Genomic DNA, 20,165 nt, shown 5'->3' with positions numbered 1-20,165 from the left:
ATAAGTTGCTTACACTTTGTAAGTATTATGCTATACTCTTCAAAAAGAGGTGAGTAAGATGGAGCTTACACAGACAGACTTTGTTCTATGTCCGAAGTTTGAGAAAACTTTCTCAATTTTGGGAAAAAAATGGAACGGATTAATTATTGATGTATTATTAGAAAATGGTCCGCAACGCTTTGTTGATCTTGCTACAAAGATTCCGATGGTTAGCGACCGAGTATTGGTCGAGCGTCTAAAAGAGTTAGAAAAAGAAGGAATTGTTACTCGAAATATCTCCTGTAATGAATCTAATCGTTCTGAGTATCTTTTAACTGAAAAAGGAGCAGATCTACAAAACTCAATCAAACAGTTACAAGTTTGGAGTGAAAAGTGGGTTACTGAGGAAGAATGCAGTTGATTTCAGGACAAAATTCTTGTAGAATTGATTTTGTAAATTGTAAATAAACAAAGAACCATGACGAAAAAGAGTAGTTTGGCTAAACCAGATCAGGGAGATTTGCCATAGACTGAGAGCAAATTCTGTGTTTGAAAAATGAAGTTCACTTTCTGAGTTCGCCTAGTTTTTGCTACTAGGCCGGCAATTATTGTCGTTAATCAAGTAAGTGTGTGAGTAGCTAATCGCTTTACTCACAAATTAGGATGGTATCGCGAAGACCTCGTTCCTTGATAGGAATGAGGTCTTTTTTTGTATTTGAATTTGAAGGAGGAAACCAGCAATGTCTTTACAAGCACAACTCGAAAGCTTGAAAGAAGCAACGATTGTTAAAATTAATGCCGCACAGGATTTGAAAGAATTGAATCAAATCCGCGTGGAAACGTTAGGGAAAAAAGGCCCAATTACCGAAGTTCTTCGTGGAATGAAAGACCTTAGTCCAGAGGAAAGACCAAAAGTAGGTAGCTTTGCAAATGAAATTCGTGATTTTTTAACAGTAGAAATTGAACGTAAAAAAGAAGTTCTTGAAGAAGAAGCACTGAATGCTGCTTTAGCAAAAGAAACACTTGATGTGACTCTACCCGGTCGTCAAGTAAAGCAAGGAACACGCCATATCTTGACACAAATCATGGAAGAAATCGAAGATATTTTTGTTGGAATGGGTTATCAAATCGTTGAAGGTTACGAAGTAGAGTCAGATCACTACAACTTTGAACGAATGAATTTACCAAAAGACCATCCGGCACGAGATATGCAAGATACGTTTTATATTTCCGAAGATATTTTAATTCGCACACATACTTCGCCTGTTCAAGCACGAACAATGGAAAAACATGATTTCTCAAAGGGTGCATTACGTATGATTTCACCTGGGAAAGTGTTCCGTCGTGACACGGATGATGCCACTCATAGCCATCAATTCCATCAAATTGAAGGTCTTGTGATTGATAAAAATGTAACAATGGGTGACTTGAAAGGAACATTGGAAGTTGTTATGAAAAAAATGTTCGGGGAAGATCGCAAAATTCGTTTGCGTCCAAGTTATTTCCCATTCACTGAACCATCTGTTGAAGTAGATGTTAGCTGTTTCAAATGTGGAGGCAAGGGTTGTAACGTCTGCAAATATACGGGTTGGATTGAAATTTTAGGTGCTGGAATGGTTCATCCAAATGTTTTAGAGATGTCAGGGATCGATCCAAATGAATATTCAGGATTTGCTTTTGGACTTGGACCAGATCGCGTAGCAATGTTACGTTATGGTGTTAATGATATCCGTAATTTCTATCAAAATGACTTACGTTTTTTAAGTCAGTTCAAGGGGGAGTAAAAAAGGATGTTAGTTTCATATAAATGGTTAAATAAATATGTTGATTTATCAGCAGTGACACCACAAGAATTAGCAGATAAAATGTCTGTTACTGGTATCGAGGTCGAAGGAATCGAAGTGCCAGAAGATGGTTTGAAAAAAATTGTCGTCGGTGAAGTAAAAGAATGTGTACCGCATCCTGATTCTGATCACTTATCCATTTGCCAAGTAGACATTGGTGAAGAGGAATTATCTCAAATCGTTTGTGGCGCGCCGAATGTTAAAGCGGGCATCAAAGTTATCGTTGCTTTACCCAATTCACGGATTGCTGGCAATGTGAAAATCAAAAAAGGAAAAATGCGCGGCGAAATATCCAATGGGATGATCTGTGCGTTACAAGAAATTGGTTTTTCTGATAGCGTGGTGCCAAAAGAATATGCAGAAGGTATTTATTATCTTCCTGAGGATGCTGTGAATGGTGAGCCAGTATTTTCATATCTTGGTATGGATGATTCAATTATTGAATTATCGATCACACCGAACCGCGCTGATGCACTATCCATGCGTGGTGTTGCCTATGAGGTTGGCGCAATTTATCGCCAAACACCAACATTCGATGATGAAAAACTAACCGAAGTTGATCGTTTGGCTAGTGAAAAAATTACTGTGACTGTGGAAGACAAAGAACTTGTTCCAGCGTATCAAATTCGGGTAATTGAAGGGGTTAAAATTCAACCAAGTCCACAATGGTTACAAAACCTTTTAATGAACGAAGGAATTCGTCCAATCAACAATGTAGTTGATGTAACAAATTATATCCTGTTATTGTTTGGTCAACCATTGCATGCATTTGACTATGATAAACTTGGTTCGAAAGAACTTGTTGTCCGTCATGCCAAAGAAGCAGAAGAATTAGTGACACTTGATGGTGAAACACGCCAATTGACACCAGAAAACTTGGTAATCACTAACGGCTCGGTTCCTGTTGCTTTAGCGGGTGTCATGGGTGGATTGGATTCAGAAATCACTGAAACAACGACAACAGTAGCATTAGAAGCAGCATTATTTGATCCAGTTTCCATTCGTCGAACAGCGAAACAATTCAATTTACGTAGTGAATCTTCTGCACGTTTTGAAAAAGGAATCAATCATGCAACGATTGCTGAAGCAAACGATGCTGCGGCAGCTATGATCGTCGCACTTGCTGGGGGCGAAGTTCTAACGGGTGCAGTAGCTGGTGCGGAAGTGACAGTCGAAGATGTAACAGTTCCAATCACATTACAACGAATCAATCAATATTTAGGAACAAACTTGACTAGTGCAGAAGTGAACGAGATTTTTGAAGCACTTGGTTTTGATTATCAAGAAACTAATGAAACATACGTTGTCGTTGTTCCACCAAGACGTTGGGATATTCAAATTGAAGCAGACATCATTGAAGAAGTTGCTCGTATCTATGGTTATGATCGTTTGCCATCTACATTACCAAGTGGTGAAACAGTTGCTGGAAGTTTAACGGCAGAGCAAGCAGGTACCCGTACCATTCGTACATTGCTTGAAGGTAGTGGATTGAATGAAGCAATTAGTTATGCGTTGACAACCGAAGAAAAATCTCGTCAATTCGCAATGAAAGAAACGAATATCACTCGTTTAGACTGGCCAATGAGTGAAGAGCGTTCAGTTCTTCGGATGAACTTGATTAGTGGGTTATTGGACAATGTTAATTACAATGTCGCTCGTAAAAATACTGATGTTGGTTTCTATGAAGTAGGACGTGTGTTCTATCAGGAAAATGATCCTTTGACTCATTTGCCACAAGAAGTAAAACATCTTGCGTTAGCTATTTCTGGTACATGGCAAGAAAAAGATTGGCAAACAAAAGCAGAAACAGTTGATTTCTTTACAATCAAAGGATTGTTAGAAAACATTTTTGCCCAATTATCCATTACTGAACAAATGAGTTATCAAGCAACCACTATGCCAGAAATGCATCCAGGTCGAACGGCTGCCATCTATCTTGGTGAACAATACATTGGGTTTGTTGGTCAAGTTCATCCAACGATTGCTAAAGCGTATGACATTCCGGAAACGTATGTTGCAGAATTAGATTTAGTTTCACTGATTGAAGCAGCACAAGCAGGAATCACCTATCATGCTGTGACAAAATTTCCAGCCGTTAGTCGAGACATTGCTTTGTTAGTTAAAGAAGAAATAACAAATCAAGAATTAGAGACAGTAATTAAAGCATCTGCTGGTAAATTTTTAACAGAAATTCAATTATTTGATGTCTATCAAGGGGACAATATCGAAGCAGGTAACAAATCAATGGCGTATAGCTTGACATTTGTAAATCCTGAAGCGACATTGACGGATGAAGAAATCAATAAAGCTATGGATAAAGTAACCCATGCATTAACAGAAAACTTGCACGCAAGTATTCGTTGATTCTTTTCTTATCCAGAAAAACCCAGCCACGAGGCAGACGGGAAAGTCTAACTCGTGGCTGGGTTTTATTTAGTCAAAAAGCGAGGACCAAGATATTCTTCATTTTGATCCTTGCTTTTTGTTTTGATAATTAGTTGAAATAGTTGATCCCCATCGCAGATTTTACTTCTGCTAATGTTTCTGCTGCTACTTCTTTTGCAGCTAAACTGCCTTGACGTAACATTTCCATAACAGCTGCTGGATCTTTTTCAAACTCTTCACGACGTGCACGAATTGGTGCAAATTCAGCTTCTAAAACGTCAATCAAGTAACGCTTGATTTTGACGTCACCAAGACCACCACGACGATAATGTGCTTTCATGTCTTCAATTGTTTCTTTATCTGTTCCGAACACATCCAGATAAGTGAAGACCATGTTTCCTTCCACTTGACCAGGATCTTCCACATGGATGTGGTTGGGATCTGTGTACATGCTCATGACTTTTTTCTGAACAACATCAGCTGGATCAGCAATATAGATACCATTGCCCAGTGACTTACTCATTTTCCCATTACCATCAATCCCAGGTAAACGTCCCATTCCTTTTGGAGGGAAGACACCTTTTGGTTCAACAAGAACTTGACCATACGTATGATTGAAGCTTTGCACGATTTCTTGTGTTTGTTCCAACATTGGTTTTTGATCTTCACCAACAGGAACTAAATTTGCTTTGAAAGCTGTGATGTCAGCAGCTTGTGAAATCGGATAAACAAAGAAACCCGTTGGGATACTTTCGCCAAATTTCTTTTGTTCGATTTCTGATTTCACTGTTGGATTTCTTTTCACACGCCCAACACTGACCAAGTTCATGTAATACATGGCTAACTCAGATAACTCAGGAATTTGTGATTGGATAAATAAAGTTGATTTTGTCGGATCAAGACCAACAGCCAAGTAATCCAATGCGACTTGTAACACATTAGAAGAAACTTTTTCAGGATTTTTTGCATTATCTGTTAAAGCTTGCATGTCAGCAATCATGACAAACAGTTGATTCTTTTCGTCAGCTTGCATTTCCACCCGCGTTTTTAAAGAACCGACATAATGGCCAAGATGCAATCTTCCCGTTGGACGGTCTCCAGTCAATATAATATTTTTCAAAAAAGACACCTCTTTACGATTTGTAAGACTAGCACTTTATATCTTACCGTTTTTTTTTGGAAGAAACAACTAGTCAAATGAAAAAACGCGGAAAGGGTACAAAGGAAATTGAAGTGAAATGAACATTCAAAAACAAAATAGATTTGTAGAAAATAACGTAGAAACTTTACATTTCCCTTTATTATCAGATATAATATGTTTTATTAAGTATCTTTAAAAGAAATCTTACTAAATAATAATGGGAGTGTAATGATATGGCAATGATTGAATTTAAAAACGTGGAAAAGTACTATGGAAAATTCCATGCTTTGAAAAATATTAACCTCGAATTTGAGAAGGGGGAAGTAGTTGTTGTCATCGGGCCTTCAGGTTCTGGAAAAAGTACAATGTTGCGTTGCATCAATGGCTTAGAAACTATTTCCTCAGGACAACTACTGATAAATAACAAAGATTTAAGAGATAAACAGACAAAATTAACAGAAGTGCGTAAAAATATCGGGATGGTTTTTCAACATTTTAATTTATACCCCAATAAAACTGTACTAGAAAACATCACACTAGCACCAATTAAAGTGCTGAAGCAAGATCAAGCAACTGCAATCAAAAATGCTGAAAAATTTTTAGATACAGTCAATATGCTAGACAAAAAAGATTCTTACCCATCGATGCTATCTGGTGGACAACAACAGCGTGTTGCGATTGCCAGAGGTTTAGCCATGAATCCAGAGATGCTACTATTTGATGAGCCAACTTCAGCGCTTGACCCAGAAATGATTGGGGATGTACTAGACGTTATGAAGAAGTTAGCTAGAGAAGGAATGTCAATGATCGTGGTCACTCATGAAATGGGATTTGCAAAAGAAGTAGCAGATCGAGTGATTTTTATGGCTGAAGGAGAAGTTTTAGAAGAGAGTCGCGATGTAAAAGGTTTCTTTGACAATCCACAAGAAGAGCGAGCACAACAATTTATTAGTAAAGTAATCAACCATTAAAATTTAGGAGGAATTGTATGAAAAAGCATAAAAGCTTTCGTCTACTCTTTCTGCTAAGTATCGTGTTACTTGCACTGGTTGGCTGTAAGGGAGCAAGCGTAGCGGACGAAAATATCGCAGAAAGAATCAAAGAAACAAATGAGATCACTTGGGGTGTCAAATATGATACTCGTTTATTTGGAATGATGGACATCAAGTCTGGTGAAGTTCAAGGCTTTGATATCGATATTGCAAAAGCAATCACACAGAAAATACTTGGTAAAGAGGGACAAGCAAATTTTGTTGAAGTGACTTCGAAAACTAGAATTCCGTTGTTAAAAAATGGAAACATCGATGCAATCATTGCGACGATGACGATCACCGATGAACGAAAAAAACAAGTGGATTTTTCAGACGTTTATTTTGATGCTGGACAATCTTTGCTAGTTAAAAAAGGAAGCAGTATCCAAAGTGTGACTGATTTAGATGCTTCGACAACCGTTTTGGCTGTCAAAGGTTCGACTTCAGCAGCGAATATTCGTGAACATGCACCCGATGCAAATATTTTAGAATTAGAGAACTATGCAGAGGCATTTACGGCACTTCAATCGGGACAAGGAGATGCAATGACGACTGACAATGCGATCCTTTTAGGAATGGCGGATGAAAATCCAAGCTATACGTTGGCAGGAGGTACATTTACCAATGAACCGTATGGAATTGCCATCAATAAGGGGCAGAAAGAATTTTTGGATGAAGTCAATCAAGCATTAGCAGAAATGATTGCTGACGGCACCTATGATGAAATTTATCAACACTGGTTTCCAAATGAAACGGATGGCAAAGTTGATTAAGGAGGGACAATATGAGTGAATTGATACAAACTTATGGAGCGACCTTTGCAGAAGGATTCAAAATTACAATCTTTTCCAGTATTTTGGCGCTCATAGCTAGTTTGGTTATTGGAACATTGATGGCAATTTTTCAGTTGTCAAAAAATAAATGGATCAATGGTTTAGCAAAAGCTTACGTTGAATTTTTCCGGAATATTCCGTTGCTGATCATTGTCATGTTTTTCTATGTAGTTGTACCGATGTACTGGATGCAATTAGATGGGTTTCAGGCTGGAACAATTGGCTTGACGATTTATACATCTGCATTTATTGCAGAAACTGTTCGTTCAGGGATCCAAACAGTTCCTAGTGGACAAATGGAAGCAGGCATGTCATCTGGTTTTACTTACTCAGAAACAATGCGGTATATCGTCTTGCCTCAAGCATTTAAGATAGTTATCCCACCGTTAGGAAATCAGTTCATCAATCTAGTGAAAAATTCCTCTATTCTAGCAATGGTTGCAGGATTAGATTTGATGTATCAAGGGGACTTGATTGCTAGTGAAACATTCAATACATTTGATACCTATATTATTGTTGGTCTATTTTATTTGATTATTACATTGCCCCTTTCTTATTTGATGGTTCATCTTGAGAAAAAATGGGCAGTTCGTTCATAGAAGGAGGAAGTTGAATGGATTTTAGTGGTGCTTTTTCATGGATGAATATCCGTTTTTTACTAGAAGGGTTGAAAGTGACTGTCGAAGTTTCTTTGGTCTCTATCATCTTTAGTTTTTTGATTGGTGGTTTAACTGGTGTGATTCGTTTTGCGAATATTCCTTATTTATCCAAAATCGTTGGCTTGGTGATTGATATTATTCGTAATCTGCCATTGTTACTCATCATTTTTTTCACGTATTTTGCTTTGCCACAAGTGGGCATTCAAATGAATATCTTTTGGTCCGCCGTTGCTGCGTTGACAATTTTTGAATCAGCTATGCTATCAGAAATATTCCGCGCAGGATTGAACGCCGTACCAAAAGGACAAATGGAAGCAGGTTTATCAACCGGATTGACTTACGTTGAAACGATGCGTAAAATCGTCATGCCACAAGCGTTTAAATCAATGATTCCTGCAATCGTCAGTCAATTGATTTCGCTAATTAAAGATACGTCATTAGCGGTAATTATTTCTTTACCAGAATTGACGCACCAAGCACGAATCATTTATGGGCAAAATACAAATTATGTTTTGCCAATGTTTGTCGCTATGACTTTGATGTACTTTGTCATTTGTTACGCATTATCATTATTATCCGGATTTTTAGAACGACGGAAGTACAGTTATTAATAAATAAAAAATCTCAAATTCTTTGTTTAAAAAAGAACAAAGAGTTGGGGTTTTTTTCTTTGTAAAAAAAGTGTGTTAAGCAACCCGCTCAAAAAGTTCAAGACTTGAAAAATTGCCTCAAAAAGTCCACAATAGACAGATAGAATGAAATCAAAAAAAAGGATGGGTTCCATTGTCAGATAATCGCCCAATAGGTTTTATTGATTCAGGTGTTGGCGGACTTACAGTTGTCAAAGAAGCACTGAAACAATTACCAAATGAAAATATTTTATATGTAGGAGATACTGCGCGTTGTCCATATGGTCCACGACCTGCTGAACAAGTGATTCAATTTACGTGGGAAATGACCGATTACTTGGTGGATCAAGGAATCAAAATGCTTGTGATTGCTTGTAATACGGCAACGTCAGTAGCTCTGGATGAAATCAAAGCGGCGTTACCTATTCCTGTGATTGGCGTTATCCTTCCAGGAACGCGCGCGGCTTTAAAAGCAACGAAAAATAAACGAGTAGGAGTGATTGCAACATTAGGCACGGTGAAAAGTGGTGCCTATGAATCAGCACTCAAAGAAAAAGCACCGGAGTTAACTGTTAATAGCTTACCTTGTCCAAAGTTTGTTTCGGTGGTCGAAAGCAATGAATATCACTCCTCTGTTGCAAAGAAAATCGTAGCAGAAACTTTAGCACCATTATTAACTAAAAATTTAGATACACTTATTTTAGGTTGTACCCACTATCCATTATTACGCCCGATTATTCAAAATGTGATGGGAGAAAGTGTGACTTTGATCGACTCGGGTGCTGAGACTGTCGGAGAAGTTTCTATGCTCCTCGATTATTTTGAAATTAGTAACAATCCTATTCCAGGAAGAACCATCAACAAATTTTATACAACCGGCTCACCAAAATTGTTCAAAGAAATTGCGCAAGACTGGTTACCGCTTGATGAGTTAGAAGTTGAACATATCGAACTAGGAGGAAATTAACGCATGCGTCATGATGGAAGAAAAGCACAAGAATTAAGAAAAGTCGATATTCGTACCAATGTATTCAAACACCCTGAGGGATCAGTGGTCATCAGTTTTGGAGACACAGAAGTGATTTGTTCTGCAACAATTGAAGAGTCAGTTCCACCATTTTTACGCGGAACTGGTACCGGATGGGTTACGGCAGAATACAGCATGCTTCCTCGAGCAACAAATACTAGAAACCGTCGTGAAAGCAGCAAAGGAAAATTAACCGGTCGAACGATGGAAATCCAACGATTGATTGGACGTTCTTTACGCGCGGTGGTCGATTTAGAAAAGCTAGGCGAAAGAAGCATCATTGTTGATTGTGATGTTGTCCAAGCGGATGGTGGAACACGTACAGCAAGTATCACAGGTGCATTTGTTGCTTTAACATTAGCAGTCGAAAAACTAGTCAGAGAAAAAGAAGTGACAGAAGATCCATTGAAAGAACACTTGGCTGCCATTAGTGTAGGAATCTTGCCTGATGGTCAATGTGTAACGGATTTGGATTATGAAGAAGATTCTGCAGCGCTAGTTGATATGAATTTAGTGATGACTGAATCTGGAAAATTTGTGGAGATTCAAGGAACAGGTGAAGAAGCAACCTTTGATGGTGAACAATTGAATGACATGCTTTTTTATGGAAAGTCAGCAATTGAACAGCTGATTGCAGAACAAAAGCATGCGCTGTTGACTGAACTTTCAGCTAAAGCAACTCAAATGGAGGATGGAACAAAAACAATTGTTATTGCAACAAAAAATCCTGGAAAAGCGGAAGAATTTCGCCAAATGTTTGGTAAAAAAGGATATACAGTCAAAACCTTGTTTGACTATCCAGAAATACCAGATGTGGAAGAAACAGGGAAAACCTTTGAAGAAAATGCACGCTTAAAAGCAGAAACAATTGCACAAATCTTGAAACAGCCTGTACTGGCTGATGATTCTGGATTAAAAGTCGATGCACTCGGTGGAATGCCTGGCGTTTATTCTGCTCGTTTTGCCGGTGAACCAAAAAGTGATGCAGGAAACAATGCAAAATTATTGCACGAGTTAACGGATGTTCCGAATGAACAACGAACAGCGCAATTTCATTGTACATTAGTGTTTGCAGCGCCTGATAAAGATAGCTTAGTGGTGGAAGCCGAATGGCCTGGGAAAATTGCTAGAATTCCTGAAGGGGATAATGGGTTTGGTTATGATCCGTTATTCATCCCAGACGGTTCAACACACACAGCTGCGGAAATGTCTAGTGAAGAAAAAAATCTAGTGAGTCATCGCGGACAAGCAATGCAAAAATTGAGCCAAAAATGGCAACAGTGGTTGGAAGGAGCAAAATAAATGCGCTATTTAGTTGTAAGTGATAATCATGGTGACCGTGATATCTTAGTGGACTTAGTCAAACGTTATCGTTCAGACGTTGATTTTTTCTTTCATTGTGGAGATTCAGAGTTACCTGCAGATGATTTATTGTGGGAAAACTTTCAAGTTGTTCAAGGAAATTGTGATTATGGTCCAGGGTTTGAAGCTAAAAAAGTCATCAATACTGGTCGTGACAATATCTATCTTACCCATGGACATCTATCGAATGTTCGGTTTGATTTGACTCAATTAGCTTTAGAAGCACAATCAGTCGAAGCAAATATGGCATTTTTTGGTCACACACATCAAATCGGTTGTGAGATGGAAAAAGGTATTTTATTTTTAAATCCTGGCAGTATTTCACAACCACGCGGCCCCATTCAAATTCCGTCGTATGCAATCATTGAAAGTTTAACTGATGAAATCAATGTTCAGTATTATAATCGTGCACATCAACCAGTAGAAGAATTAGTTTTTCACTTTTCTCGCTGATTTTATGGACTAATTTCTAATTTTTGCTAAAAGTTCATCATTTCTTTATGGATTTTGCATCCGTTTTCGGTAAAATAAAATTGTTGAACAAACAAGAATGGAGGCCACTCAATGATTGGACCTGTAGTAAGAGAAATGCTGTTGGAAAATCAAGATACATTTTTGATCCCAGCAGAGAATGTAGCAAACGTTCTTTACCAAAATCCGCTTTCTCACGGCTTGCTTGTTTTGTCGAAAGTCGGATATTCAAAAATCCCGGTCTTAGACAAAAACGATCGCTTTGTTGGATTGATCAGCTTATCTGATGTCGTGAATAAGATGCTGGATTTGCAAAATATCAGCATGGAACCATTAGAAGGATTGACAGTCGCAGATGTAATGGAAGTAGATGTTACAACGGTTGACGAAAATTGGGAACTAGAAGATGTATTGCATTTGTTAGTTGACTCACCTTTTTTACCAGTTGTGACAAAAGACAAAGTTTTTAAAGGAATCATCACGCGAAAAGAATTATTAAAAGCAGTAAACTTCATGGTTCACGAATTAGAGAGACGAAACATTTTGACTTCTAAAACAGAAGGACTAAAAGAAACAATCAATCTGTTAAATTAAAAAAACGATGATTTTATTTTATCGGTTATTTTAAACGTTAAATAGTTGATTTAAAGCAGACATAGCAAGGTTTTTACCGCTATCTGCTTTTTTTTTGTGCAACTTAATAACCAAACAGCCAAGCATATTTATTTCCAAAATCAGAGTAAGCGGTTACAATGTAGCTATCAAATCATAGGAGGTTCATTTATGAAAAAGCTTGGTAAAGTCTTATTGTTGGTTTTGGTCGGAATTGGTTTGTTTGGTTTTAGTGTTCCCGGATTTGCACATGGCTATGTAACCCAACCTGGTAGTCGGGCCTATTTTGGAACGGCAGCTGCAGGGAACTTAAATCAAAATGTTGGTCGTGCACAGTGGGAACCACAAAGTATTGAAGCATTGAAAAACACATTTATCGACGGAAAAATTGCAAGTGCAGGTGTAACTGGTTTCGAACCTTTAGACGAACAAACAGCGACGCGTTGGCATAAGAGTCAAATCAATAAGGGTTCATTAAATGTTTCTTGGACATTAACTGCCCAACATCGCACAAGTACTTGGGATTACTATATGACAAAACCAGGTTGGAATCCTAATCAGCCATTAAAATTTAGCGATTTCGAACGAATTGGTCAAGTAAATGACAATGCAACAGTACCACCAAAATTGGTGAGCCATACTATCTCTGTTCCGCAAGATCGCAATGGTTATCACATTATTTTAGCTGTTTGGAACATTAGTGATACAGTGAATGCTTTCTATCAAGTTATGGACGTGAATGTTCAATAAAAAGTGAATATAAAAAGAGTTACAGATTATATATATCTCTAAAGCCAAACTTTTTGGAGAAGAGCACAGTTTAAAAAAGGAGAAAAAGAGCAAAGACTCTTTTTCTCCTTTTTCGTGTTGTTACCACAAGAGTAAGTGTTACTCGTAATCTGAGACATACGGCATAAAACAACATCAGACAGTAGAAAATAAAATGACAGAATCATCATTCTGGAAATGAAAGGATCACTCTTTTTTTCGAAAGAGTTTTTAAACGATAAAAGCAGCTATCTCATCCTTTCTTTTTTGACAAATTCTTTCTTTATTTTATACAACGGGTCCGACGGGTGTATTCGGAATCGTAAATCCAGCTTTTGTCAAGGCTTGGACATATGCGCTAAGAAATTCTTCCTTTAAGACATATTGTTTGCCATTTAAAGCATAGCAGATCGTTCGAATTGCAAAGTTACTATTTCCTAGATCAACGAGACCAAAAATAGTTGGTTCAGTTTGTAATTCATTTTGATATTTTTCTGCTAGATGTTGATTGACTTGTTGGATCACTGCTTGAATTTTGTCATAACCTTCTTCAGGGACGATTCGGATATCTAAACGAACTAACATATTTGCTCGAGATAAGTTACTGATGGTCGTGATATTTCGATTGGGAATATAGTGCACGGTTCCGTCAGTTGCTTTGAGTTGTAGTGTACGGATTCCCACAGAAACAACCGTACCTTCAATGGATAAATTTGCCAATTGAATATAATCTCCAACATCCATTTGTTGCTCCATGATAATAAAAAAACCAGTAATCATGTCATTCATGAAGCCTTGCGCACCTAAACCAATAGCGACCCCAGCAATTCCGGCACCTGCTAGTAAGGAGCCAATCGGCACACCAATGACGGAAAGCAATGCATAGATAAAGAAGAAGCCAAGCGTATAATGAAAAATCGTATGAAGTAAACTGTGTAAGGTTTTTAAACGACTTTCGTTCAAACTAGCTTTTTTTGAATATTGGCTAAATGATTTATCAAGTAAATATTTTCCGATTTTGCTCAGAACACTAAAAAGAATGACTAGAAAAATCAAATACAGTGTTTTTTCAATAAAAGTTGCAAGAATCTCGTCCCAATCAATCTCATTCCAAAATCGCTGGAAGGCATTTACTTGTTGGACGGCTTGATCGGTAATTGTTTCACTTGATGTTGTTTTTGTTTCAGTTATTTGTGCTAAATACATAGAATCCTCTTTTCTTTCACTCGTTCTTTGTAACATTGTATCAAGAAGTAGAAAAAAAGAAAATGGAAGAGAAAAAGTGTCTTTCAAAATAAAAATGACAAACAACTAAGCGAATGGTAAAATATGGAGAAAAACATGAAGGGGACACGAACATGCAAATAGATTGGAATAATCTTGGGTTTTCATATATCAAAACACCTTGGCGCTACATTGCTAAATGGAAAGATGGAGAATGGAGCAAAGGTGAGTTAACAGAAGATAACTACTTAACGATTCACGAAGGATCACCTGCGTTACATTATGGACAACAATGTTTCGAAGGATTAAAAGCGTATCGTCGGAAAGATGGGAAAATCAATCTATTTCGTCCTGAACAAAATAGTCGCCGAATGAACCAAAGCGCGCGTCGTTTGTTGATGCCAATGGTTCCAGAAGAAATGTTTGTTGACGCAGTCAAAGAGGTTGTCAAAGCAAATGAAGAATTTGTACCACCTTATGGAACGGGTGCAACGCTCTATTTAAGACCTTTATTGATTGGTGTAGGGGAAAACATTGGTGTGCATCCGGCACCGGAATACTTATTTGTTGTTTTCTGTACACCAGTTGGTGCTTATTTTAAGGGTGGCTTAAAACCAACGAACTTTATCGTTTCAGATTATGACCGTGCTGCACCAAGAGGAACAGGAGCAGCTAAGGTAGGCGGCAACTATGCAGCTAGCTTATTACCTGGAACACAAGCACATGAACTAGATTATTCTGATTGTGTTTATTTAGATCCAGCAACGCATACAAAGATTGAAGAAGTCGGTGCGGCAAATTTCTTTGGCATCACGAAAGATGGGAAATTCATCACACCGCAATCACCATCTATTTTACCAAGTATCACCAAATATTCATTACTACAGTTGGCTAAAGAACGTTTAGGGATGGATGCCATCGAGGGAGATGTCTTTATTGACAAGCTTGATGAATTTGCTGAAGCAGGTGCGTGTGGGACAGCTGCAGTTATTTCACCAATTGGCGGAATCTATCATGATAATCAACTCCATGTTTTCTATAGTGAAACAGAAGTGGGTCCTGTAACGAAACGTTTATATGACGAGTTAACGGGTATTCAGTTTGGGGATGTAGAAGCACCTGAAGGTTGGATCCAAGTAGTGGAATAGTACAAGAACCATTACTTTTTAATAAAGTTAAACATACAAAGAAGCTGGAAAGTTATTTTCCAGCTTCTTTTGTTGTTGCTCAATCAAATGATAGATGTAAAAAAGCGGATGACGTATTCGCCAACCGCAGCTTTATAAATTGTTTCTAAAGAATATTAGATGTTTTTATGATAAGTGAACACCTTTGTCAACATAAATGATGTCACCAATCATACCGCTTGAAAGTGGGCTAATCAAGAAGGCACAAGCATTGCCGACTTCTTCAATTGTGACACCTTGTTGATCTGGTGTACGTGATTCTGATAATTGAATTAGCTTTTGGTAATCTTTGACGCCTGTCACAGCTAGAGTTTTAATTGCACCAGCAGAGATTCCGTTAACGCGGATACCTTTTGGTGAAAGTTCTGCAGCTAAGTAACGAATAGCTGCTTCAAGTGACGCTTTAGCGATGCCCATCATGTTGTAGTTTGGAATTGCACGTTCTGATCCAAGATAAGACATGCTGACGATCCCGCTGTTTTGTGCTAAATACTTTTGTGCATATTTTGTTACAGCGATTAGGGAATAGCTACTGATATCTTGAGCTAATTGATAACCATCTCTTGAAATATCTGAAACATTACCTGATAATTCTTCTTTATTTGCATAAGCGATTGCGTGAACAAGTCCGTGAATCTCACCAGCGTAAGCGCCGATGGCATCCATTGCTTGCTCGATACTTTCGTCACTAGCGACATCACACTCAACAGTAAAAGCATCTTCACCAACTAATTTCAGTAAAGATTTTTTCATGCGTTCATTTTGATAAGTATAGATGATTTCTGCCCCTTGTTTTTGCATAGCTTCGGCACAGCCCCATGCAATACTTTTTTTGTTTGCGACGCCCATGATGACGATTTTTTTTCCTTTTAAAAATGACATATTGACTCTCCTTTGTTTCGCGAAAAATTTCGTTGTCTAGTAAAAAAGTAGGATAAAAAGATAAGTGCTTAAAAAATAACTTCCTTGATTTCTTATTATTAGGCAAAATGCTTTGATTGTCAAACTATTTTTTTGATAATAAAAAAAAGATTGCTAAATAATTAGGAATATGATACTTTGATAATCAAAGTAATAAATGAATTGGCATTTGCCTGAAACGAAAGAAGGAGCATGTATATGTCTTATGTTTTATCTGCTACAGAAGTAATGGATTTGATTCCTAATCGCTACCCGATTTGCTATATTGACTATGTGGACACATTAGAACCAGGAAAGAAAATAGTTGCAACTAAAAACGTGACAATTAATGAAGATTTTTTTCAAGGACATTTTCCAGATAATCCAGTGATGCCGGGAGCTTTGATTTTAGAAACTTTGGCGCAAGCTGGTTCCATTTTAATTTTGAAATCAGAAGAATTTTTAGGGAAACGTGCCTATATTGGGGGAATCAATAAAGCCAAATTCCGTCAAAAAGTTGTACCTGGAGATGTCATGAAATGTCATTTTGAAATCACAAAATTAAAAGGAGCTGTGGGCACTGCACTATCAGCTGCTTACGTTGATGACAAAAAAGTCTGCGAATGTGAATTCACTTTTATCGTAAACCAAGATGCTTAATGCGCTGCTTTTTTAATATAATCAAACAAAAGAGGAGAAGACTTGTTTAAAAGTCCTCTCCTCTTTTTACGTGCTTATTTTGTTTTAGCTTCTTGTAAAACTTTGATACTTTCGATTTTTACGTCGGCTGTTGGCTTGTCATTGCTATCTGTCTCAACTTGAGCAATTTTATCCACAACATCCATGCCTTCGATGACTTGACCGAAAACAGTATAGCTACCATCTAAACTTGGATAGCCACCTTTTTTATACGCATCGATAATTGCGCGAGGGTAGTCATCTTTTAGTAAGCCGTCATGGACGTCATCAGAATTTTGGACGATAAAGAATTGACTGCCATTACTGTTTGGATTTTGAGAGCGCGCCATGGAAAGTGCGCCACGGATGTTGTACAACTGATTTGAAATTTCTGTTTCAAATCCTTCGCCCCAAATACTTTCACCACCCGTGCCATCACCTTTTGGATCGCCACCTTGAATCATGAAGTCTTTAATTACTCGATGGAAAGTCAAACCATCATAATAGCCATCTTTGGCATGTGTCAAAAAGTTTTCGACTGCTTTTGGTGCTAATTCAGGGAACAATTTGATTTTGATCGTTCCTTCGCTAGTGGTCATTTCGACCAATGCTTCATTTGCAGCAACTTCGTTCGTTAATTGAGGTAATTCTAATGCGTTTAGGTCAACGCTACTTTCAGTCGTACTTTCTGCAGTGCTTGCTTTTGTGCTTGAAGTAGTTGTTTGATTTGTTGAACAACCCGCAACAGCTAGTAGAGCTGCAGCTAATCCAAATGTTAACATTATTTTTTTCTTCTTCATATCTGGATCCTTTCTTTCTTAAAAATAGTCTATATTTATGATAGCAAATTCTTGAGCAAAAACCTAATGAAAATTGGAAAGTAATTTTCTTTTTGAAGCAGTAGCAAAAGGTGTAGACCATTTGTATCATGTTTGTTATAATGTAAGTGGATACAAAAAAGCAAACCGCTAGGAGGCAATAGGATTATGGGAAAACTTGGAGTTTCGATTTACCCAGAACGCTCAACATTTGAAAAGGATAAAGCATATTTAGATCTAGCACACAAATATGGATTTAAACGCGTATTTACAAGCTTGCTGCAAGTGAACGATGACAAAGAGCAAGTATTAGCCGAATTTACAAAAGTAGTCGACTATGCGAATAGCTTAGGAATGGAAGTAATGGTGGATATTAATCCTGCCTTATTTGAACAACTTGAGATCTCTTATGATGACTTATCATTTTTTGATGAAATGGGTGCATATGGTGTACGTTTAGATATTGGTTTCACGGGTGCAGAAGAAGCAAAGATGACACGTAACCCATATGGAATCAAAATTGAAATCAATATGAGCTCTGGAACAAACTACGTGGATAACATCATGAGTTATTCACCAAATACAAATAATTTATTGGGGTCACATAACTTTTATCCACATCGCTATTCTGGTTTAAGTTACGATCACTTTGTTTATTGCTCAGAAAAATTCAGAAAATATAATTTGAATACAATGGCTTTTGTGAATTCACAAGTTGCAACGTTCGGTCCATGGCCAACACAGGATGGTTTGTGTTCATTAGAAGACCATCGTGACTTAGAAATTTCAACACAAGTAAAACATTTGATGTTGACTGGTTTGATCGATGATATTTCTGTTGGGAACGCCTATGCAAGTGAAGAAGAGTTAAAAGCAATGGCAGAAGCCTTCAACGCAGATTACCCAACGCTAAAAGTCGATGTAGAAGAAGGAATTACAGAAGACGAACGGATTTGTCTATTTGATAACTTACACAGTTACCGAGGAGACCGTTCAGAGTATATTTTACGTTCGACAATGACACGTATTTATTACAAAGAGAAACCTTTCCCAGCTCATAATACTCGTGATATGACTCACGGAGATGTTTTGATTGATAATGTTGGCTACGGTCAATATAAAGGTGAAACACAAATTGCTCTGAAAGAAATGAAAAATGATGGACGAGTGAATGTGGTCGGCCGAATTTCAGCAGATGAATTATTCTTGCTTGATTTCTTGAAACCATGGTCAAGCTTTAAATTGATTGAAAATATGAAATAAGGTTGTGGTGCAAAACGCTCAGCTCCGACGAGATAGCGAACAGATACTCAAAATAGCTTTTCATATTTTAAAGTGGATGCAAGCTATATGGAGGAGTTGTTTTGGGAACACCGTAGAAAAGGGTTGTGGTTCCAAGCGTTAAACTTCAAGCAATAAATTAAAAGAATCAAACAGCCTTTCAAAATATGTTTTTATCATTACGCACTTCCAAAAGGATCAGGACTTGAAATTGTCTTGGTCCTTTTTTGTTTGTCAAATCGATTTGCATCAGGCACAGACATTGATTATACTTAGAACTAAATTTGTTCGTTTCGTGATTTATTTTTAATTTAAATGATAGGAGAAAGATGAAAAATATGAAACTTTGGGTAAAAATTAGTATTGGCGTGATCCTACTATTCACGATTGGGTTAATTTTTGCAGCGAATTATTTTTATAATTATGCGATCGTTCCAGCACCAAAAGATTTTATCGGCGAAGATACACCTGGTACTACAAAAACGGCAGAAGAAACTGCAACGCAAACCTGGTTCAAAGCAAAAGAAAACCGCACGTATTGGACCATTAAATCAGAGGATCAACTAAAACTTTCTGCCATTTATCTTCCTGCAGCTAAACCAAGTAATCAGACAGTGATTGCAGCGCATGGCTATATGGGTGATGCGGAAACGATGGCAAACTACGCTAAAATTTTCCATGATCTAGGCTACAATGTCCTACTTCCAGATGCACGAGGACATGGGAAAAGTGAAGGGAATTATATTGGATTTGGTTGGCCAGAAAGAAAAGACTATGTAAAGTGGATCAACAAAGTTCTTGAAACAAATGGCAAACAAGAAGAAATCGCTCTTTATGGAATCAGCATGGGTGGGGCAACAGTCATGATGACCAGCGGAGAACAACTACCTGATAATGTGAAAGCAATTATTGAGGACTGTGGCTATTCTTCTGTAAATGAGGAGCTTTCATATCAATTAGCAGATATGTTTAATCTACCCGCATTTCCATTGATGCCTGCTACTAGTTTAATGACGAAAGTTCGAGCAGGTTACTCTTTTAATGAAGCAAGTGCAGTCAAACAATTGAAGAAAAATGAGACGCCAATGCTCTTTATTCACGGTGACGAAGATACCTTTGTTCCATTTAAAATGTTAAATGAAGTTTATGAAGCGACCAACGCACCAAAAGAAAAATATGTCGTAAAGGGCGCAGAACATGCGAAAGCTTACTCTGTAGATCCAGATAAATACCAGCAAGTAGTAAAAGACTTTCTAGCGAAGTACTTTTAAGCGTGTGAAGGTGAAACAGGAACTTCGTGATACTAACTATAAAAAAGAAGCCGAGACATTTGTCT

At 37.6% G+C, this 20,165-nt stretch carries 20 protein-coding genes; 16 read left to right on the top strand and 4 right to left on the bottom strand.

The features are described 5' to 3' along the window. Positions 1–58: 58 nt before the first annotated feature. The 3 genes from AC4BD1_RS07185 (at position 59) to pheT (ending at position 4,187) form a co-directional block, all read left to right on the top strand. Positions 59–400 (top strand): winged helix-turn-helix transcriptional regulator, encoded by a 342-nt coding sequence (locus AC4BD1_RS07185; RefSeq protein WP_206908702.1) that lies wholly within the window; start codon positions 59–61, stop codon positions 398–400. A gap of 319 nt (positions 401–719) precedes the next feature. Next, positions 720–1,763 (top strand): phenylalanine--tRNA ligase subunit alpha, encoded by a 1,044-nt coding sequence (pheS, locus tag AC4BD1_RS07180; protein WP_206908704.1) that lies wholly within the window; start codon positions 720–722, stop codon positions 1,761–1,763. Between the two features lie 6 nt (positions 1,764–1,769). Continuing rightward, positions 1,770–4,187, top strand: coding sequence for a phenylalanine--tRNA ligase subunit beta (gene pheT, locus AC4BD1_RS07175; RefSeq protein WP_490485392.1), 2,418 nt, complete (start codon positions 1,770–1,772; stop codon positions 4,185–4,187). Between the two features lie 130 nt (positions 4,188–4,317). Here the strand turns inward: pheT and trpS are convergent, their stop codons facing one another. After that, positions 4,318–5,328, bottom strand: a complete 1,011-nt coding sequence (gene trpS, locus AC4BD1_RS07170) for a tryptophan--tRNA ligase (RefSeq protein WP_490466162.1) — start codon at positions 5,326–5,328, stop codon at positions 4,318–4,320. Between the two features lie 254 nt (positions 5,329–5,582). Between trpS and AC4BD1_RS07165 the strand changes: the two genes are divergently transcribed. The 9 genes from AC4BD1_RS07165 to AC4BD1_RS07125 all read left to right on the top strand — a co-directional run bounded on the left by AC4BD1_RS07165 (position 5,583) and on the right by AC4BD1_RS07125 (position 12,723). Further along, entirely contained in the window at positions 5,583–6,320 is a 738-nt protein-coding gene (locus AC4BD1_RS07165) for an amino acid ABC transporter ATP-binding protein (protein WP_206908710.1), read from the top strand. A gap of 17 nt (positions 6,321–6,337) precedes the next feature. Continuing rightward, the gene (locus AC4BD1_RS07160; protein ID WP_206908711.1) at positions 6,338–7,153 is read left to right on the top strand and encodes a transporter substrate-binding domain-containing protein; all 816 of its coding nucleotides are present in this window, start codon (positions 6,338–6,340) and stop codon (positions 7,151–7,153) included. Between the two features lie 11 nt (positions 7,154–7,164). Continuing rightward, positions 7,165–7,812, top strand: coding sequence for an amino acid ABC transporter permease (locus AC4BD1_RS07155; RefSeq protein ID WP_206908743.1), 648 nt, complete (start codon positions 7,165–7,167; stop codon positions 7,810–7,812). Between the two features lie 14 nt (positions 7,813–7,826). Beyond that, entirely contained in the window at positions 7,827–8,483 is a 657-nt protein-coding gene (locus AC4BD1_RS07150) for an amino acid ABC transporter permease (protein WP_206908750.1), read from the top strand. A 172-nt stretch (positions 8,484–8,655) separates the two neighbouring features. Beyond that, positions 8,656–9,468, top strand: coding sequence for a glutamate racemase (gene racE, locus AC4BD1_RS07145; protein WP_206908752.1), 813 nt, complete (start codon positions 8,656–8,658; stop codon positions 9,466–9,468). Positions 9,469–9,471: 3 nt separating this feature from the next. Continuing rightward, positions 9,472–10,830 carry a ribonuclease PH gene (gene rph, locus AC4BD1_RS07140; RefSeq protein WP_490485391.1) on the top strand — a complete coding sequence of 453 codons (1,359 nt, stop codon included), beginning with the start codon at positions 9,472–9,474 and terminating at the stop codon, positions 10,828–10,830. After that, the gene (locus AC4BD1_RS07135) at positions 10,831–11,343 is read left to right on the top strand and encodes a metallophosphoesterase (protein ID WP_490466160.1); all 513 of its coding nucleotides are present in this window, start codon (positions 10,831–10,833) and stop codon (positions 11,341–11,343) included. It abuts the gene before it with no gap. 111 nt (positions 11,344–11,454) lie between these two features. Continuing rightward, entirely contained in the window at positions 11,455–11,955 is a 501-nt protein-coding gene (gene cbpB, locus AC4BD1_RS07130) for a cyclic-di-AMP-binding protein CbpB (protein WP_206908757.1), read from the top strand. Positions 11,956–12,144: 189 nt separating this feature from the next. After that, entirely contained in the window at positions 12,145–12,723 is a 579-nt protein-coding gene (locus AC4BD1_RS07125) for a lytic polysaccharide monooxygenase (RefSeq protein WP_490485390.1), read from the top strand. A gap of 306 nt (positions 12,724–13,029) precedes the next feature. Here AC4BD1_RS07125 and AC4BD1_RS07120 read toward each other — a convergent pair whose 3' ends face one another. Continuing rightward, positions 13,030–13,947 (bottom strand): mechanosensitive ion channel family protein, encoded by a 918-nt coding sequence (locus AC4BD1_RS07120; RefSeq protein WP_206908761.1) that lies wholly within the window; start codon positions 13,945–13,947, stop codon positions 13,030–13,032. Positions 13,948–14,060: 113 nt separating this feature from the next. On the opposite strand from AC4BD1_RS07120, the gene AC4BD1_RS07115 reads away from it, so the two are divergent. Then, on the top strand, positions 14,061–15,113 hold the full coding sequence (locus tag AC4BD1_RS07115; protein ID WP_490485389.1) for a branched-chain amino acid aminotransferase: 1,053 nt from the start codon (positions 14,061–14,063) through the stop codon (positions 15,111–15,113). Positions 15,114–15,278: 165 nt separating this feature from the next. On the opposite strand, the gene fabI is transcribed toward AC4BD1_RS07115, so the two are convergent. Further along, positions 15,279–16,034: an enoyl-ACP reductase FabI gene (fabI, locus tag AC4BD1_RS07110; protein WP_206908765.1), complete on the bottom strand. Its 756-nt coding sequence runs from the start codon at positions 16,032–16,034 to the stop codon at positions 15,279–15,281. Between the two features lie 237 nt (positions 16,035–16,271). Between fabI and fabZ the strand changes: the two genes are divergently transcribed. Further along, the gene (fabZ, locus tag AC4BD1_RS07105) at positions 16,272–16,712 is read left to right on the top strand and encodes a 3-hydroxyacyl-ACP dehydratase FabZ (RefSeq protein WP_067482356.1); all 441 of its coding nucleotides are present in this window, start codon (positions 16,272–16,274) and stop codon (positions 16,710–16,712) included. A 74-nt stretch (positions 16,713–16,786) separates the two neighbouring features. Here the strand turns inward: fabZ and AC4BD1_RS07100 are convergent, their stop codons facing one another. Continuing rightward, positions 16,787–17,530 (bottom strand): peptidylprolyl isomerase, encoded by a 744-nt coding sequence (locus tag AC4BD1_RS07100; RefSeq protein WP_490466156.1) that lies wholly within the window; start codon positions 17,528–17,530, stop codon positions 16,787–16,789. A gap of 186 nt (positions 17,531–17,716) precedes the next feature. Between AC4BD1_RS07100 and AC4BD1_RS07095 the strand changes: the two genes are divergently transcribed. Further along, entirely contained in the window at positions 17,717–18,811 is a 1,095-nt protein-coding gene (locus AC4BD1_RS07095; RefSeq protein WP_490485388.1) for a DUF871 domain-containing protein, read from the top strand. Between the two features lie 356 nt (positions 18,812–19,167). Continuing rightward, positions 19,168–20,100 carry an alpha/beta hydrolase gene (locus tag AC4BD1_RS07090; RefSeq protein WP_206908788.1) on the top strand — a complete coding sequence of 311 codons (933 nt, stop codon included), beginning with the start codon at positions 19,168–19,170 and terminating at the stop codon, positions 20,098–20,100. Positions 20,101–20,165: the final 65 nt, after the last annotated feature.

It is taken from the genome of Enterococcus sp. DJ147D b (assembly GCF_058216655.1).
Note: the sequence above shows the minus strand (reverse complement) of the source record. Positions and strands in the feature narration are given on the sequence as shown.

Excerpts from the sequence above, each read along its gene's own strand:
- AC4BD1_RS07120 (WP_206908761.1), bottom strand. The coding sequence starts at position 13,947 with ATGTATTTAGCACAAATAACTGAAACAAAAACAACATCAAGTGAAACA.
- fabZ (WP_067482356.1), top strand. The coding sequence starts at position 16,272 with ATGTCTTATGTTTTATCTGCTACAGAAGTAATGGATTTGATTCCTAAT.
- AC4BD1_RS07095 (WP_490485388.1), top strand. The coding sequence starts at position 17,717 with ATGGGAAAACTTGGAGTTTCGATTTACCCAGAACGCTCAACATTTGAA.
- AC4BD1_RS07155 (WP_206908743.1), top strand. The coding sequence starts at position 7,165 with ATGAGTGAATTGATACAAACTTATGGAGCGACCTTTGCAGAAGGATTC.
- AC4BD1_RS07115 (WP_490485389.1), top strand. The coding sequence starts at position 14,061 with ATGGTAAAATATGGAGAAAAACATGAAGGGGACACGAACATGCAAATA.
- pheS (WP_206908704.1), top strand. The coding sequence starts at position 720 with ATGTCTTTACAAGCACAACTCGAAAGCTTGAAAGAAGCAACGATTGTT.
- AC4BD1_RS07165 (WP_206908710.1), top strand. The coding sequence starts at position 5,583 with ATGGCAATGATTGAATTTAAAAACGTGGAAAAGTACTATGGAAAATTC.
- cbpB (WP_206908757.1), top strand. The coding sequence starts at position 11,455 with ATGATTGGACCTGTAGTAAGAGAAATGCTGTTGGAAAATCAAGATACA.
- AC4BD1_RS07135 (WP_490466160.1), top strand. The coding sequence starts at position 10,831 with ATGCGCTATTTAGTTGTAAGTGATAATCATGGTGACCGTGATATCTTA.
- AC4BD1_RS07150 (WP_206908750.1), top strand. The coding sequence starts at position 7,827 with ATGGATTTTAGTGGTGCTTTTTCATGGATGAATATCCGTTTTTTACTA.
- pheT (WP_490485392.1), top strand. The coding sequence starts at position 1,770 with ATGTTAGTTTCATATAAATGGTTAAATAAATATGTTGATTTATCAGCA.
- AC4BD1_RS07125 (WP_490485390.1), top strand. The coding sequence starts at position 12,145 with ATGAAAAAGCTTGGTAAAGTCTTATTGTTGGTTTTGGTCGGAATTGGT.
- rph (WP_490485391.1), top strand. The coding sequence starts at position 9,472 with ATGCGTCATGATGGAAGAAAAGCACAAGAATTAAGAAAAGTCGATATT.
- AC4BD1_RS07185 (WP_206908702.1), top strand. The coding sequence starts at position 59 with ATGGAGCTTACACAGACAGACTTTGTTCTATGTCCGAAGTTTGAGAAA.
- AC4BD1_RS07090 (WP_206908788.1), top strand. The coding sequence starts at position 19,168 with ATGAAACTTTGGGTAAAAATTAGTATTGGCGTGATCCTACTATTCACG.
- AC4BD1_RS07100 (WP_490466156.1), bottom strand. The coding sequence starts at position 17,530 with ATGAAGAAGAAAAAAATAATGTTAACATTTGGATTAGCTGCAGCTCTA.
- fabI (WP_206908765.1), bottom strand. The coding sequence starts at position 16,034 with ATGTCATTTTTAAAAGGAAAAAAAATCGTCATCATGGGCGTCGCAAAC.
- AC4BD1_RS07160 (WP_206908711.1), top strand. The coding sequence starts at position 6,338 with ATGAAAAAGCATAAAAGCTTTCGTCTACTCTTTCTGCTAAGTATCGTG.